Annotated in this window: 21 protein-coding genes; 6 read left to right on the top strand and 15 right to left on the bottom strand. The window is 40.8% G+C overall.

What is annotated here, in order from left to right:
• Positions 1 to 27 precede the first annotated feature (27 nt).
• The 4 genes from J8M00_RS09115 (at position 28) to J8M00_RS09100 (ending at position 2,445) form a co-directional block, all read left to right on the top strand.
• Entirely contained in the window at positions 28 to 726 is a 699-nt protein-coding gene (locus tag J8M00_RS09115; protein WP_211009957.1) for an SIMPL domain-containing protein, read from the top strand.
• Positions 727 to 795: 69 nt separating this feature from the next.
• Complete coding sequence (locus J8M00_RS09110; protein WP_211009956.1) at positions 796 to 1,170, top strand: MAPEG family protein; 375 nt, start codon at positions 796 to 798, stop codon at positions 1,168 to 1,170.
• On the top strand, positions 1,167 to 1,802 hold the full coding sequence (locus tag J8M00_RS09105) for a sulfotransferase (RefSeq protein WP_211009955.1): 636 nt from the start codon (positions 1,167 to 1,169) through the stop codon (positions 1,800 to 1,802). Before J8M00_RS09110 ends, J8M00_RS09105 begins: the two co-directional genes overlap by 4 nt.
• Positions 1,803 to 1,872: 70 nt before the next feature.
• Entirely contained in the window at positions 1,873 to 2,445 is a 573-nt protein-coding gene (locus tag J8M00_RS09100) for a tRNA-(ms[2]io[6]A)-hydroxylase (protein WP_023397553.1), read from the top strand.
• A gap of 263 nt (positions 2,446 to 2,708) precedes the next feature.
• Here J8M00_RS09100 and J8M00_RS09095 read toward each other — a convergent pair whose 3' ends face one another.
• The gene (locus J8M00_RS09095; RefSeq protein WP_211009954.1) at positions 2,709 to 3,671 is read right to left on the bottom strand and encodes an endonuclease/exonuclease/phosphatase family protein; all 963 of its coding nucleotides are present in this window, start codon (positions 3,669 to 3,671) and stop codon (positions 2,709 to 2,711) included.
• An 852-nt stretch (positions 3,672 to 4,523) separates the two neighbouring features.
• On the opposite strand from J8M00_RS09095, the gene J8M00_RS09090 reads away from it, so the two are divergent.
• Positions 4,524 to 4,793, top strand: coding sequence for a hypothetical protein (locus tag J8M00_RS09090; protein WP_211009953.1), 270 nt, complete (start codon positions 4,524 to 4,526; stop codon positions 4,791 to 4,793).
• Positions 4,794 to 4,877: 84 nt separating this feature from the next.
• On the opposite strand, the gene J8M00_RS09085 is transcribed toward J8M00_RS09090, so the two are convergent.
• From J8M00_RS09085 to J8M00_RS09045, 9 genes are all read right to left on the bottom strand, one after another.
• Positions 4,878 to 5,099 carry a hypothetical protein gene (locus J8M00_RS09085; RefSeq protein WP_211009952.1) on the bottom strand — a complete coding sequence of 74 codons (222 nt, stop codon included), beginning with the start codon at positions 5,097 to 5,099 and terminating at the stop codon, positions 4,878 to 4,880.
• Between the two features lie 237 nt (positions 5,100 to 5,336).
• Complete coding sequence (locus J8M00_RS09080; protein ID WP_211009951.1) at positions 5,337 to 5,777, bottom strand: hypothetical protein; 441 nt, start codon at positions 5,775 to 5,777, stop codon at positions 5,337 to 5,339.
• 142 nt (positions 5,778 to 5,919) lie between these two features.
• Entirely contained in the window at positions 5,920 to 7,062 is a 1,143-nt protein-coding gene (locus tag J8M00_RS09075) for a phage head morphogenesis protein (protein WP_211009950.1), read from the bottom strand.
• Position 7,063: 1 nt separating this feature from the next.
• On the bottom strand, positions 7,064 to 7,678 hold the full coding sequence (locus J8M00_RS09070) for a DUF3164 family protein (protein ID WP_211009949.1): 615 nt from the start codon (positions 7,676 to 7,678) through the stop codon (positions 7,064 to 7,066).
• Positions 7,679 to 7,682: 4 nt separating this feature from the next.
• Positions 7,683 to 9,155, bottom strand: coding sequence for a phage portal protein family protein (locus J8M00_RS09065; RefSeq protein WP_211009948.1), 1,473 nt, complete (start codon positions 9,153 to 9,155; stop codon positions 7,683 to 7,685).
• Complete coding sequence (locus J8M00_RS09060; protein WP_211009947.1) at positions 9,148 to 10,893, bottom strand: hypothetical protein; 1,746 nt, start codon at positions 10,891 to 10,893, stop codon at positions 9,148 to 9,150. Before J8M00_RS09060 ends, J8M00_RS09065 begins: the two co-directional genes overlap by 8 nt.
• A complete protein-coding gene (locus J8M00_RS09055) occupies positions 10,893 to 11,396 on the bottom strand; it encodes a DUF1804 family protein (RefSeq protein WP_211009946.1) in 504 nt (167 codons plus the stop codon). Before J8M00_RS09055 ends, J8M00_RS09060 begins: the two co-directional genes overlap by 1 nt.
• Entirely contained in the window at positions 11,396 to 11,644 is a 249-nt protein-coding gene (locus J8M00_RS09050; RefSeq protein WP_211009945.1) for a hypothetical protein, read from the bottom strand. The genes J8M00_RS09055 and J8M00_RS09050 overlap by 1 nt, the downstream gene beginning before the upstream one ends.
• Positions 11,634 to 12,050, bottom strand: coding sequence for a glycoside hydrolase family protein (locus tag J8M00_RS09045; RefSeq protein ID WP_211009944.1), 417 nt, complete (start codon positions 12,048 to 12,050; stop codon positions 11,634 to 11,636). Before J8M00_RS09045 ends, J8M00_RS09050 begins: the two co-directional genes overlap by 11 nt.
• Positions 12,051 to 12,267: 217 nt before the next feature.
• On the opposite strand from J8M00_RS09045, the gene J8M00_RS09040 reads away from it, so the two are divergent.
• Entirely contained in the window at positions 12,268 to 12,723 is a 456-nt protein-coding gene (locus tag J8M00_RS09040; protein ID WP_211009943.1) for a hypothetical protein, read from the top strand.
• A 93-nt stretch (positions 12,724 to 12,816) separates the two neighbouring features.
• On the opposite strand, the gene J8M00_RS09035 is transcribed toward J8M00_RS09040, so the two are convergent.
• From J8M00_RS09035 to J8M00_RS09015, 5 genes are all read right to left on the bottom strand, one after another.
• Complete coding sequence (locus J8M00_RS09035) at positions 12,817 to 13,005, bottom strand: hypothetical protein (protein WP_211009942.1); 189 nt, start codon at positions 13,003 to 13,005, stop codon at positions 12,817 to 12,819.
• Between the two features lie 257 nt (positions 13,006 to 13,262).
• Complete coding sequence (locus J8M00_RS09030) at positions 13,263 to 13,679, bottom strand: Mor transcription activator family protein (protein WP_211009941.1); 417 nt, start codon at positions 13,677 to 13,679, stop codon at positions 13,263 to 13,265.
• Positions 13,672 to 13,863: a hypothetical protein gene (locus tag J8M00_RS09025; protein ID WP_211009940.1), complete on the bottom strand. Its 192-nt coding sequence runs from the start codon at positions 13,861 to 13,863 to the stop codon at positions 13,672 to 13,674. The genes J8M00_RS09030 and J8M00_RS09025 overlap by 8 nt, the downstream gene beginning before the upstream one ends.
• The gene (locus J8M00_RS09020; protein ID WP_211009939.1) at positions 13,856 to 14,242 is read right to left on the bottom strand and encodes a phage protein GemA/Gp16 family protein; all 387 of its coding nucleotides are present in this window, start codon (positions 14,240 to 14,242) and stop codon (positions 13,856 to 13,858) included. Before J8M00_RS09020 ends, J8M00_RS09025 begins: the two co-directional genes overlap by 8 nt.
• Positions 14,239 to 14,595, bottom strand: coding sequence for a hypothetical protein (locus tag J8M00_RS09015; protein WP_211009938.1), 357 nt, complete (start codon positions 14,593 to 14,595; stop codon positions 14,239 to 14,241). Before J8M00_RS09015 ends, J8M00_RS09020 begins: the two co-directional genes overlap by 4 nt.
• Positions 14,596 to 14,641 lie beyond the last annotated feature (46 nt).

The raw sequence follows: 14,641 nt of genomic DNA, 5'->3' as shown, positions 1-14,641 counted from the left end.
ATCAAATTCAAGAATTTTGGAGAGTTTATGCGTTTACTCACAGCTGTTTTCTCAGTTTTATTAAGTACCTCTGCCGCTGCGGGAAGTATTCCTAATACTCCCCATTTATATGTGAAAGGCTATTCAGAAGTTTCGGTACAGCCGGATACTGCAATTATCAATGTGGCGATAAACGAAAAAAGCAAAAATCTTAAAGATGCAAAATCAAATGTCGACCGTGTTGTCGCCAAAGCGTTAAATATAGCAAAGAGCTTTGGTGTGAAAAGTAATCATATTCATGCGGAACAACTCAACGTATATAAGCAAACTAGGTTCAATAGAAGTACTAATGAGGAAGAGTTTACTGGCTTTAAAGTTTCGAGAAACATTACTTTGAAGTTAAAAAACATCGACAGATACCCTGAGTTACTACAGGCATTCGTTGATAGTGGTATCAACCAGTTCAACAATACTCAGTTTGTTGTAGAAGACAAAGCCGAAATCATGAAAGAACTCAATCAAACTGCGATTAAGCAAGCACAACTCGGTGCACGAGAGCTGGCAGAAGGGTTTGGAGTGAAAGTAGGGGGACTCTACTCAGTGTCTTTTTCGCCGATGAATATGCCTACTCAACCTTACGCAAGGGGCAAAGTTATGGCGGCAGAATCTATGAGCTTGCAAGATGCGTATAGCACCGGAGATACCAAGCTAACCGCTGAGGTCTACGCTGTTTATTACATTGATTAATCGACTCTTTTAAAGTCCCTTAAAAACAACGTATACTGTTCGGTATAAAAAGGAATAGGGGACTTTATTATGTTCAGCGGATTGTTTGCTGCAATTTGTACACTTTTCTATATCAAGCTCAGCCTCGATGTAATAAAATTGAGGAAGGGTCACCAAGTTGGCTTAGGTGATGCTGGGCATAAAGATTTGCAGGCTCGTATTAGAGCACATGCAAATTTTATTGAGTACACACCACTTGCCGTTATTTTAATTTTTATACTTGAATACCAGTTGATTAGCGAAGCAATATTGATCCCTTTTGCTGCGCTATTTTTAGTTGGAAGAATTTTACATGCTCAGGCCTTAGCCAAAGCTAATATAAAAATGAGAGTCGTCGGTATGGGATGTACATTCTTATCCTTAATTGGAATGGCGTTAATGAACGCATATTTATACATAATATGAACAAGAAATATTTCGTTTTAGGTCTACCCAGGACCGGAACGACGAGCCTATGTGTCGCGAGTCTTGATATTGGGCTTAAAACGGCACATACGGCATATACACAGCACACCTTGCAAACAGCTGAATTTATTGCAGACACCCCAGTTTTTAACGATTACACACAGCTACATGAGAAGTTTCCTGATGCCAAATATATCTATTTGGAGCGTGAACATGAGCTATGGATCCCTTCCATTCGTCGCCTGTTACTAAGAATGCTTCCTAAATTAGCAAATCAAAGTGGCGGATTTAACGATACTCTAAAGCGTTGCTATTTCAACGTTTTTCCAGAGCTATCTGAGGAGAAAATTCATTGCGATGAATACCTAATCGAGTGCTACAACCGGCATAAAAAAAGAGTTTCTACATTTTTCGAAGATTCAAGAGTAGGGCATATCTCAATTAACTTGTCTGATTCCCTGTCCTGTGAAACGTTTTCACAGTTTATGTCTGCGCCAATGGTAAATATTCCTCATTTAAATAAAAAAGGTAAAGTAACCGCTTGGAATGATATTAAGCATCCACTAAAGATTGAGTCGACAAGAATTGGCAAAGTTGATAAAGATGTCAGCTTATATGATTTTTGCAACTAATGTCCGATATTAAATTATAGATAAAGTTCTGCTTTCTGTAGCAGTTGTAGTAAGTGAGATAGAAAAACCTATGTTTGAATTGAAGTATCACACTCCATTCGAGTGGACACACAAAGTAATGGATGATTTTGTAACATTTTTACAGGATCATGCGGCCGCAGAAAAAAAAGCTTCTGGAATGGCCATGTCAATGCTGGGGCATTACCCTGATCGAACTAAGCTTGTAAAAGCGATGGCTGACTTAGCGATAGAGGAAATGATTCACTTTAAACAAGTGCTTAAACTTATTAATGAGCGAGGTTTAGCACTTGGAAATGATAAACAAGACCCTTACATCAAAAAGATGCGCTCTTTATTTCGACAAGGTAGTGATGAGTTTTTAATTGATAGATTACTTGTTGCTGCCGTTATTGAAGCCAGAGGACATGAACGATTTTCTTTGGTCGCGCAAGCATTACCGGAAGGCAAAGATAAAGACTTTTATGTTGCGATTGCCAAATCAGAAGAGAAACATAAAAACTTGTTTGTTGAATTAGGCTATGAATATTTCGATAAAGATATAATCGATGCTAGACTGGAAGAGATATTGATAGCAGAAGCACAAATATGTGAGAGCATTCCATTTAGTGCCGCATTACATTAATCTTATTCTAAATAAAGGCACTCTTTATGAGAGTGCTTTTATTATGTTAAATTGAGTGATTTATTAAAGTTTTCTAGACCAAAGGCCTGCTCTAAACTTGTAAAATAATTTTTATTGCAAACTTTTCTAGTTAAAAACAATTAAATACAAAAATTACTTTGGCTAAATCTAGTCATTAATTTTTCAATGCATAGATTGGCTGGGAGCACAGGGTAGGGATGATATCAGCCAATCAAAAGAAAAATGGTTTGTAGGATTCAACTCTAGACGGAGCTACCTATAATATTATTGAGCCTAACTTGATCATTGTTTGTTTTAATCTGTAGCCAAAGGGGAAAGTGATCACTGAGTTGAAATGTTGCCTGTTTGAAAGTTAACTCAGGAAATAATACTGTTTCCATGAATTGGTCTTTAGAAAAATCAACTACGCCGCCTCTACCTGAAAAGCTCACTTGGTCACAGCGATGTAAAATTTGATCATAATTTTTAGGTGTCCCTTGTGCTGCTGCTGTATCATTTATCCCTTTCAAACTATCAGGCATTTTCAATTTACTTTCGACAGTCAAAGCTTGATAAAAACGGTCGTCATTAGACGGAATATTGAAATCTCCAACGACAATTAAATCTTTATCAAATACTTTGTCTTTATTGTCTTCCCATCGTTTTTTTATCCAGTTTCCAAACCCATTTAATTCATCGATTCTACCATCAGTAGTTCCCCAACGGGCATGCATGGCCATTAGGATAAAATCAAATTGGCCAGCTGAAAAGCTTGCAAAGTAAGGGGAGCGCCACCAACTTTGGCTTGTGTAATAGTCCCCATCAATTTTTTTCCTTGCTGGAGAAGCTTCAGCTGCCAAACCAGTAAAGGTAACCATTCGTTCATCGTATAAGAAAGCTACGCGTTCTCGATTTCCAGCTCTATCAGGTTGCCAGTCATTGATCACAAATTTCCAATTAGGCCCAAGCAAATTTAAAACTCGCTTAAAATCAGTTAAATCATCTCTAACTTCGGTGATTGCTATCAGGTCGAATTGATAGAGAATTTGAGCGATAAACAAAATCCCATCATCTGAACGACGCGATTTACCAAAATCTCGAATGTTCCATGTTGCAACATTGAGTGATTCATCAAGTGAAGAAGAAGGAATATTAGCCAACTCGATGCGTTCATTGAGTTGCTGAAGCTTGATAGCTTGATCTTTCGAAACTTTTGAATAGTCCATAACGGTATCCTTGCTGTTTAGTGAACAACCATGTAGGTATAACACGAGATTTCCATATTTCAAGATGGGCTATGTTTAGGTCAATTAAGAATTAAGTTGGCAAACTATTTCGAAGAGGCTTTTCTCGTATACACATCAACAAAAAAGAGAAGTGACCAGTAGCCTTGAAACATAGAGTTTAGTTATAACGATACTGTACTTAATGCGAAAAAGAACTCCTGTTATTGGTCCTAGAGAGTCAGAAAAAGCCATAGATAAGATCAAGTAATAAACATCGAATATCCTTGTGCGTTTTGCTATCAAGTTATTGAATTTGTTTAGGTAATAACAGGTAAATGAAAATCAGGAAATTATCAATTGGAATACATTTAATATCCCATAATTTACGTTATGTTAAATGGTGTTTTTATCTAACACCTCTGCTTTTGTAGCGCTGTGTTCGCCATATTTTTTGTATGTCCAATACTAGACGGTATCGGACATATGGGTGTTGGCTATGAACTGTAAATGTAAGGGGTCGTTCATTTCTAGATTTAGCCAAACCATGAAATTCAACTGTAAGGGGTCGTTCATTTCTAGATTTAGCCAAACCATGAAATCCAACTTTCGATTCCTCTGAAAGCCCCGTAAATACTGGACCTCTGAAAATTTCGAATCAAATTACCAAAATCAAAAAATACATTTGTTTTTAGACAAAACCCGCTCATTCCATATCATTTTGCGCTCATTCCTGCTCATAATACGTTTAGAATTAGACTAATAATCGCCATTTTTAAAAACGTTTAAACGCCCTTTAAACTGACTTTAAATACGGTTTAATCCACTTTTAGAGCTCAGTGATGGTGTTTTCTCATGAAGTCTCGACTAGACTTAAGATTCACTATATACATGGAGAACGTATTGGATGTTTACATCGTAACAAAAGATGTTAACGGTAATTATGGTCACGAGGATTGTTCAAGCCTCAAAAACGCACTGACTACTGTAAACTCTATGAGTTTTGGTAAGCTACATAAAGACAGCGAAATTTACATACTGCAGGTGTCTGGTAGTGACTCAAGAAAATACTACACGCTTGATGGTTCTTGGTCTTGGGACCCATTTAATTTAAACCTGAGTTGAACGAGCAACATACGGCGCAGTCGTGATAAACATTCATGTGATGATGAATTTAAAGTCTTTGATTCTTTAAAACTTGGATGATTATCATGGTTCGTCAGTATCCAACACTTTCACCGCAACAACGCGATTCATATCCGGGTCGATTTGAATTGTGATCTGAACTCCATTGGCTACGAACTGTAAAACACTTTGGTTAAATGCAGAGTTGGTTTGGGCTTGGACCAACTTCATCAACTCAGTCGTTTGCTCAAACCCGATAATTTGAATCGCTGTTGTAAGGGGTCGTTCATTTCTAGATTTAGCCAAACCATGAAATCCAACTTTCGATTCCTCTGAAAGCCCCGTAAATACTAGACCTCTGAAAATTTCGAATCAAATTACCAAAATCAAAAAATACATTTGTTTTTAGACAAAACCCGCTCATTCCATATCATTTTGCGCTCATTCCTGCTCATAATACGTTTAGAATTAGACTAATAATCGCCATTTTTAAAAACGTTTAAACGCCCTTTAAACTGACTTTAAAGCCGCTTTAAACGCGGTTTAAACATCTACTAGCTTAACTTCAACAACACGATTCATATCCGGGTCGATTTGAATTGTGATCTGAACTCCATTGGCTATGAACTTTAAAACACTCTGGTTAAATGTCGAATTAGCTTGTGTTTGAACTAGCTTCATTAACTCAGTCGTTTGCTCAAATCCGATAATTTGAATCGCTGTTTTTAGCATTGCTTCATCTATAACTACCAATGTACTTTTGGTTTCGGGCGCAACATCTAACACTGTTTTAAATAATTTCGGATGCAAGTGCCCTAGCGTCAATTTCGTTCCAGACTTTGGTTTTCCTAATGCTTGCTTTGCAGCTGTAAGGGGTCGTTCATTTCTAGATTTAGCCAAACCATGAAATTCAACTTTCGATTCCTCTGAAAGCCCCGTAAATACTGGACCTATGAAAATTTCGAATCGAATTACTAAAATCACAAAATACATTTGTTTTTAGACAAAACCCGCTCATTCCATATCATTTTGCGCTCATTCCTGCTCATAATACGTTTAGAATTAGACTAAAAATCGCCATTTTTAAAAACGTTTAAACGCCCTTTAAACTCACTTTAAATACGGTTTAAACGTCAACAAGCTTAACTTCAACAACGCGATTCATGTCCGGGTCGATTTGTATTGTGATCTGAATTCCGTTGGCTATGAACTGCAAAACGCTTTGGTTAAATGTCGAATTGGTTTGGGATTGAACTAGCTTCATTAACTCAGTCGTTTGCTCAAACCCGATAATTTGAATCGCAGTTTTTAGCATTGCCTCATCAATGACAACCAAAGTGCTTCTGGTTTCGGGCGCAACATCCAAAACTGTTTTAAATAATTTTGGATGCAAGTGCCCTAGCGTCAATTTCGTTACAGACTCTGGTTTTCCTAATGCTTGCTTTGCAGCAATTGTTGAAACCTGAGATTTAAAATAATCTTTGCCTTCATTTATAGCGGCATTAAAAATTGGCGTGGCCACTTCTCGAATTTGGTGATCGAGTTTCGCAAGCATTTGGCCTGTTGCTTTATCTGCACCTAACCATGCAAGACCAGGATTGTAATCCCAACCTAAATCTATACCCGGCAATCGTTCGAGCTCTTCACCTGTTTTTGGATCAACTTCGGTAAATGGTTTTTGATAATTCTTAAGTGCTGAATCAGGTGTAACCGTTATTCCCATTCGTTTGATGTCAGCGTCACTTATACTCACGACTTTACACCTACAGTTCCAACCGTTCGGTGGATAATGTGTGTGCCAGAAATTATGTTCAATGGGTAAAAGAATATAATTCCACGCGTTATGTTGCGGTCTTACTCGCGAATCACCTGCAGTCAAATACAAAAGATAAGGCCTACGATGTTTTACTCGTTCTTGCTGTTGCCATCGACCAGCTGCGCGCGCGGTGTTTTTATTATTTTGATAAATTACTTGAGTTCGCCAACCGCGTTTTCCATTGTAAGACCAACCATGTTTTGAAACGGTTTTATCAAAGCGCGCTCTAAAATCAGTGATCGTTTCACCATTTTCAATCGCAGCAAGTACCGCTTTATAAAAGTCATCCAACAATTCAGTTTTGGTAGCACCGGCAACGGTAAATGCGCGAGCATGTATGTGGCCAAGTAAATCTTTGTACGATTCAGTTGGTATTTGAACTTTTGATTTTAGATTGGAAATGGCCTCGTCGAATTTTACGAGTTGGCCATACATGGTAGGGGTATCGGACATATTAGAGTTTAGCTATATCGAGGGAAATTGCTTGATCAGCGCCCTGCTCATCTCGCTTGTAAAACCGGATAAATCGACAGCTATCAATGGTGTTTACAGACTCGGCAATGATATCCATGGCCTTTTGCCATTTGCCTGTTTCGTCATCAATTTCAAGCTTACGAAGACTCAAAATACGCTGCGGATTAATGGTGCCTTCCTTGTCAGTTGAGAACACTTTATTGACGATGGCTTTGATGTTTTGATTGCCACCTTCGGTCCAATCACTAATGCATTCATCTATTAATTCTTTTGCAATTTGTAGCTCAGGGCCAAGCTCAATGCGTTCTTGAATTTGTATTTTCACAGACAACGAGTGGTCAAAAGATCGCAATGTTAAATTGCCTTTTTTACCGCCTAGATTTACGCCATGTTCTTGTGCCAACAGGTCTAAAAAGTCGTCAGCTTCATCCATTTGCTGCTGCTTAAACTCTGCGAGTTGTTGTTGCTGTTTCTCTGCAAGTTCTATCGCTTTTTTGACATATTCGTCCTTTATCAGGTCTGTTTGCTTCACGTTCGTGAGTGCTACTAAATTGCCTTTACCATCTTTTAAAAAGCCTTCAGGTATCGCATTCATATGGTTAAATCTCCTGTTGATTTGCCTCGTTCATTCCTTCTAAAACTTCCAATTCAAACGCCTTTACAGCAACTTCAGCTAGGGCTGAATTGGAGATGTTTGGGAATTCATCAAGGATGTTTTGTTTTAGTTCGTCGAGGTTGTTTGCTTGCTTGGCAAACTCAAAAATCTTCTTAATTTCGGTGTCAGTTGCTTGGTCAAACTCATCAAAATTAGGGATATCAGCGCCCTGTTGAACGCTTGAAAAGTCCTGCTTTGGTGCACTTGCGATGCCTTGTCCATCGTCTTTGATTTCAAGAAGTTCTTCGCCTTTTTGAGGTTCTGGAATACCCAATGTTTTGTACACATAATCCTTGGAAACAGGCACCATACGGGCTGATTCTCGAATCACGTTTACGGTTTCGAGGTTGATCTCTTTCTTATCACGCCAGACATATTTTGGCGGTTCGCCACCGTCGAAATTCACTTTATGGATGGTTTCTAATAGTTGGTTTCGATAACCAGATACAAGTGCCCTATCAGCCCGTTGGTTTTCACCCGCCCGTTTTGCGTGAGTTTCACTGGCTGCACGTGCACCGGCTTTTTGCTCTGTGGCGAGCGTTTGGGAAGTCAGCGCTTTACTCATTTCTGAGTTACATAAATTGATAAGCTGCAGCTGAACTGGCTCACCCGACATTTTACTTTCTAGAATGTCTAAACTTGAGTCATCTGGTATCACAGCAATCCCGTCTGTGAGCAGCCTTGCTAAGCCTTCAACTAACTCTTCAATATCTTTGTCTTGCATTCCTGGGCGGTACTTCCCGATAGGAAACGGCACACCAAAACGCTCACACAGCTGAACGAAGAATTTAAAGCCGCCATGTTTAAACATCCAAGGCCAAAAACAACTGCTGAGTAGTGCAATCCCATATGGGTTTTTAGCCTCTGGCATATGCCTAACACATGTCCAACGGTCTTCATTGATGGGCTCACCCTCTGGGTTTTCCCGGGTTTTAACAAGCAATTCATGGTCAGAGTTAAAAGCAAAGCGCCCTGCTGGCCACTGCTCAATTGTGCTAGGTATCCAAGCGTTGTCTTGCTTTTCGAATTTGCCTAAATGCGTTACTGCAAACCCGTGTAAAATCGCGCTGTAGTTGTGCCAATCAATGTCCATCCACTGTGTATTTTTGGCGGGGTTTGAAGCCATGAGCGCTTTGGCAATCTCAAAGCTTTTCATGCTTGTCTCGTCATTGCCTCCTGGCACCAACTCTGCGTTAAATGCGAACATACCAGAACGTAAACTACGTAGCTCGCCAATAACATGGGCGTCTCGGGCTATCTCGTCATAAATCAGCGAGCTTTTACCCGCTTTTCGTAGAATTGGATCAGGATTTGGCAACTCCCGCATCATGGCCCACAGTGCAGGGTCTGTTTTACTCATCGAAAAGGCTTTTTGCAACGCGCGATAGCCCTTATAACTTAGGTGGGGTTTAGACATGGTAGCCCCCTATTGATTTGGTTACTTTACGGCTTCTCACTTTTGGAATACCACCCGCGCCAGTGCTAGCAATCATCCATAAAATGGTGAGAGCACAGCTCAAATCGTAATGGTGGTTGCTCTGTTTCTCGGGCCAGTTTTCTAACTCATCCATAAGCAATCGACTTCGACGGGGATGAAACAGGATTTGAGCAGGTTCGTTGATCACAAAAGGTTCTAACCCCTCGATGCGTTCTTCTTGTGGCACTGTGGCCGTAATACCTCTAAGCGGCAATGCAACGCCTTGGTCTAAAGCATCTTTCATGTAGGTTTGGCGCATAAAGTCATACGCATTATTGTCTTCGAACCCCCAAACCAAACAGTTGTATTCGATTTGTAGTTTAATCAAGTCCTTTAATAGCCGACTGGGGCCGCGTACTTTTCGGCTTTCATGTTCTAAGTGAAGTTGGTTAAGTTCCCTTGCCCAAAAACCTACAAGCAAAGCACTCGGGTCGGCGCTGGCTGTTTTGCCCATGCTTGGGTCACATGCGCCATAGGGTGTCCACAGGTTTAAGCGGTTAACCCAAGTTTCAAACCGATAAAAGATCTGCTCTTCGTCTGACTTGGCAATGCCTTGCATCTCACGGTTAAACTCTCGTTTGTTTGAGGCTCGCATTGCCATCAAATCATACAAACTCCGCACACTCGGCCAACTGGTTTTTGCGCCTTTTGACATGCGCTTTTTGTTCTTATTCCAAAACTTAAAGCTTGGCTTTTCTTCTAGGGCGACCGCTTTTCCTTTACTCGCTGCTTGCTTCTCAAATTGTTTGTCTTTGTAAAGCATGAGCTCACGGCATTGCTCCCAAAGCTCCATGTTTTCAGGGAGCTGCGATATTGCTTTAAAGCGATGCACGATATGGCCTGCGGCGTGCTCAGCTCTTGATATAGGGTCATCATTGTTAAGTACGGTATTGACACCGAGGAATTTAACCCCTTTACCTGGCGGGCCAAGGTATTGCACGGCAGCTTCTAAAAATGCCCAGCGATTGTCCCTTTCGGTTGCTGATTTGGCCTCTTTATCGGTGATGATGTCATCAGATAAAAGTAACTTAGGACGGCTTGCGCCGTGGAATGCGCCTCGAACTGATTGTTCTGAACCACGACTTTCAAAGCGCACACCTTGGGGTGTCGCAAATTCACCTATTTTCCATAGTGGTGACTTGGTGCAGACTTCTGGAAAGTCCAACATCAGGTTTCCATTATTTAGCAGCTCAGTTTTAACAACTTCAAGTGTTTTGGCGGGCATCTTTGCTTCAGCACCAAATAGAATAACAAAGTCGATGTAAATATTGGGCTTGGTCAGGCCCAGTTCTTCGCATACGGCTTCATCCTGTAATAGCGCTAAAACCGCTATATATACTGGCGCAATTTTTACAGCTAAAGTTGATTTACCTTCACCACGGGGGGCAACAAACCAATGTTTCCAGTAGTTGTCGAGGTCTATGGCCTGTGGAAACCAATCCATAAAATACTGTTGGAATTCACTTGGCTTTTGGCCTTCATCAAGCCACATATGATGCGGGAAGTAGGTATAAACAAAAAACTCAAAGTCACCGCCTAATACACGCTTACGCCGCTCTTTGATTGCTTTGGGGCTAGGGTCAATATCACGGTGTTTGGCTTCAATATCTCGTCTTAGTGATGAGGTAAGCTCTTCGACTTCCTTTAAAAAGTCTTTTGAATTGATGTCTTTGGCCATTACTCTTCCAACTTTCTAGCGATGTATGGCCCAAAACCATCAATGATTTTTACAAAGGTTTCGGTGTGTTCACTGTGATGGTGCGTGATGTACTGGCCGAACTCTTTTATAACGGTTGCGGCGACAGCAAGCTTACCGATCTTCTTATCACCGCCAGCTAAGTCGATGACTGAGGTATACATATCCTTTAGCTGCTTTAACACCTTTGCTCGCTCGGACAAAGGCATGTCATCGCCCTTTTCTTTCAAAGCCTCAAGTGCTGAACTTACTTCAAGGGAGAACTCCTGAATAAACATTTCGGTAAATTCTCCAGCTGGGCCAGTCGCTTTTCTAGCAGCAGCTCGGGCTAAATCCCAGCAATCACCAGCCGCTTTAGCATCAAGCTTCCAGCGTCGTGCTGTACTCTCGGGCACGTCATGCTTTCTGGCTGAAAGGGTGAGATTCAAAAGCCCGTTGACATAGCTATCACGGACCGCTGTCATCACTTCATCACCATGGGCCATTAACCGCCTCCTAGCTTCATCAGCTCTGATGTAATAGCTGCGGCCACTCCTGTTAAGCCGCTCGCGCCTGCAATTTTCAAGCGTGTGTTTGTGAGCTGCTTTTCCGCCTTTTCGACTCTGACCTCAAGCTTATCTACGCGTGCATTGACGTCTGTTTTAATCTGCCTAACTTCGTTCAAGATAGAAGTTTGGGTTGCTTCAATTTGGCCGATAGACTTGAACAGTTGATTCTCTTGTTCAGGCGTCATACCATTCTCCCGTTTTCATTTGCTCAGCCAACTGGTCTGCACGCTCTCCAACTTGAACAGCCCAGCGGCTATCGAACATTTCAATAACGGCGGTATCCCAGTCGCCGCGTTCTACGGCTGCAATGGTTTCTTTGAAGTTGAGCAGTCCATGAATACCGAGGTTAAAGGCCATATTGATAAGTACAGCTTTTCGGGCGGGGTTACACTTGGATGTATCAATGTGCTTTTCGACTTGGGCAGTAAAATAAGCAATGTCGTTGTTTAGTAGATAATTGATTTCATCGTCAGTCAGTCCTCTTTGCTCAAGGTTCCTGCCAACGCCTATTGATTGGTAGCCACCAGGGCAAACATACACTTTATGCTCGTATCCTTCATGGCCAATGAGTTGTTGTTTTAGTTTTTCCATGCCATTTCCACATGTGGTTGATCACATGGCTAGTCTGGCAAATTGGAGGGGGGAAAGTAGGTGTAAAATGTTTTACGGTGCTTTGAAGTAAAGCCGATACATTAGGCTAATGTAAGAGTTTTAGTGATGCAACCATTCCAAATCATAATTTCACTTTTAAGTTGATATTTTAGGCATAACTTCTTTACTTATAGCTTGATAACATAAGGAACTGGAAATGAGAATTTTACTACTATTGTTTATATTATTTTCTACTTTTTCAGCTGCTATGGAAGAAAGGAATGTCCATAACATTCCTGATGAATTCTGGTGTAGTACAAAGTCTTTAAAAGAAGTTTCAAGAGAAGTTGAAGCTCAAATATTTAAAGATGATTATCTACAAGCTATGAGCCTCTTAAGAGAAAGGATTTTTCTAGCTAATGATAGGTTGTATCTTGCATTACGAGGAAAAATGCATAGGGTTCCCGAGAGTTTAGAAAAAATATTTATCGAAGATATGGAAAATATGAAAGATAAAAGTATTTTGTGTAAAGCTGTATGCATGGTTGCGGGTATTCCAGAAGAATGTAAATTTATTGCACAGTGCGTGCTTGAGACTGGTTTGATGTGCTCTGGAGGTTTAGCTATAGCTACTGGCAGTGCTGCTCAAAAAGCATGCGGGTGTAATGAATGAAACTGTCTTTGCACTACTTGACTTGATTTTGCCAATCTTGTGTAAAGAGCTACCTTATGACAGCAAGGCAACTCTTTTAAATTTAAAACTGATTTAAGGCCACACGACAGAAACAGTTGGGTAGCAATCTCTTGTTGGGTTATGGCAACAAGCAGTATGTTCTACATCGCGGCTTCTATCTCCGCCACAACCGCCACGGACTAGTGGTGTCATATCAGGTCGAGCTGTTTTAGCGTCAATCGAAAGGTTTTTTATTTTTTTCTTTTTCAATGTGAATTTCATCAATATTTCCTTTTAAAATTTTTAAAAATGAATTTCTAGGCGCTTTAAAATTTAATAAATACGACTCTGTTCTTTATTCACAGTTAAATTCACCTATGTGTGTCACAGCTACAAGAAGTTGTATGCTGAAAACAAGGAAACGATAGCACCCTGATATATTGTATGCAATTTGGAACATGTTACAAAATGCTAAGGAGTTTGATATTAAACACACAAAAACCAGCCCCCACACCTAACAACGAAGGCTGATCACAAACCTACAACTTCAACTCCATTTGCTTGTGCGCATCGCCAACTAAAATCGGTGCGCCATTGGCTTCGGAGGTCACTATTAAGTTGATCATTTGTCTGGTCAACTTATAGCGCCTTACTAAATCTTGGACTGAAGCGCCCTGCTTAAATTCCTCTCTTAGTTTAATGTTCCGTAGCTGAATCATTATTTTGTCTAGCTTTGGAATTTGGTACGTACTGCCTGCATGGTTACTAAGCGCCCTTGCCATATCCACGCTAAACCGCTTACAAAATTCGTGATTCGGCGTTGGCTTGTCGGGAATAAAAAACAAGTTGCCCTGCTCTTCACTTAAGGCGTTTACTGCATCATCCAGCCCCATAACTTCCACAAACAACCGCAAACCGTGTGGCAGCAAAGATGCATCCAATTCATGCTCAGCCATCGTCTAATTCCTCTAACAACTGCTCAATGCTGAACTCATTTGATGCGGCCTGCATTTCTCTTGTTTCATCCCATTTAGTCCTAAGCTTGCCAATACGCTTAATATTTGGCGGTAAGTTGTCGTACTGGGCCTCTTCGTAAAGCGGTCTGTCTGGGTTAATTAGGATTGTTTCACCTCTAGGCATGATTCGTCTCCTTACGATGTAGCCATTGCTTTAAAATCTCTATCACTGCTTGCCAGTGACTTTGTGCATTGTACAGGCGCTTACCGTCACAAAACTTCTCACAAAAAGCGTCACATGCTTGTTTTGAGTCTTTTTCGACTTTCCCAGCACTGGCCAATTGGCCCCAGAGGCTATAAATCATCTTAAGTTGCTTTGGCATTTCTTGCTTAGGGGCCATTTGCTGATAGCGCTTAAGCAGTGCTCGTTGCTGGTTCTGAGTCAGCCCCGTACAACTATTTGTGAGACCACTGCTAATCTGTTTAACGTTTTTCACATGGCATACCTGATCAATGCCTGCCGCCCGTTGTGCCGCTTTTATCGCTTTAATCATCGGGTTCATGCTGCATCCTCCACGCGTTCTACTCGGTGCTCTGGGAATACTGCAAACTCTTCTAGTTCAAAGTCCCACGGTTTGGAGTCATCAATGCATAAAGTGGCTATGTGCCCGAAACGGTTGGTAAATTCCTTGGTAAAACTTACCTCTAAATTAACCTTGGCTAATTGCTTGCACTCGTATAACCTCTGTCCAAGGAAAATACAAAACGCCGCTGGTACATTGCCGTTTACGCCATCTAATATGGAGCCGCTTGGGTCCACTGTGGCTAAAACACTCAGCATGTGTTGGTCGGTTAGCGTGTCGTTTAATACAAAATGACCGCCAAAGGTATGGTGATATATCTTTACTCTTAACATGGTGTTTTCCTTAATTAATGAGCCCAGTTGCAGCTAGGCTCGTTGC

The sequence above is a fragment of the Pseudoalteromonas luteoviolacea genome (assembly GCF_018100925.1).
In the GTDB taxonomy this organism is placed as follows: Bacteria; Pseudomonadota; Gammaproteobacteria; order Enterobacterales; family Alteromonadaceae; genus Pseudoalteromonas; species Pseudoalteromonas obscura.
The sequence above is the reverse complement of the archived record's forward strand: the minus strand, read 5'-3'. Positions and strand labels throughout refer to the sequence as shown.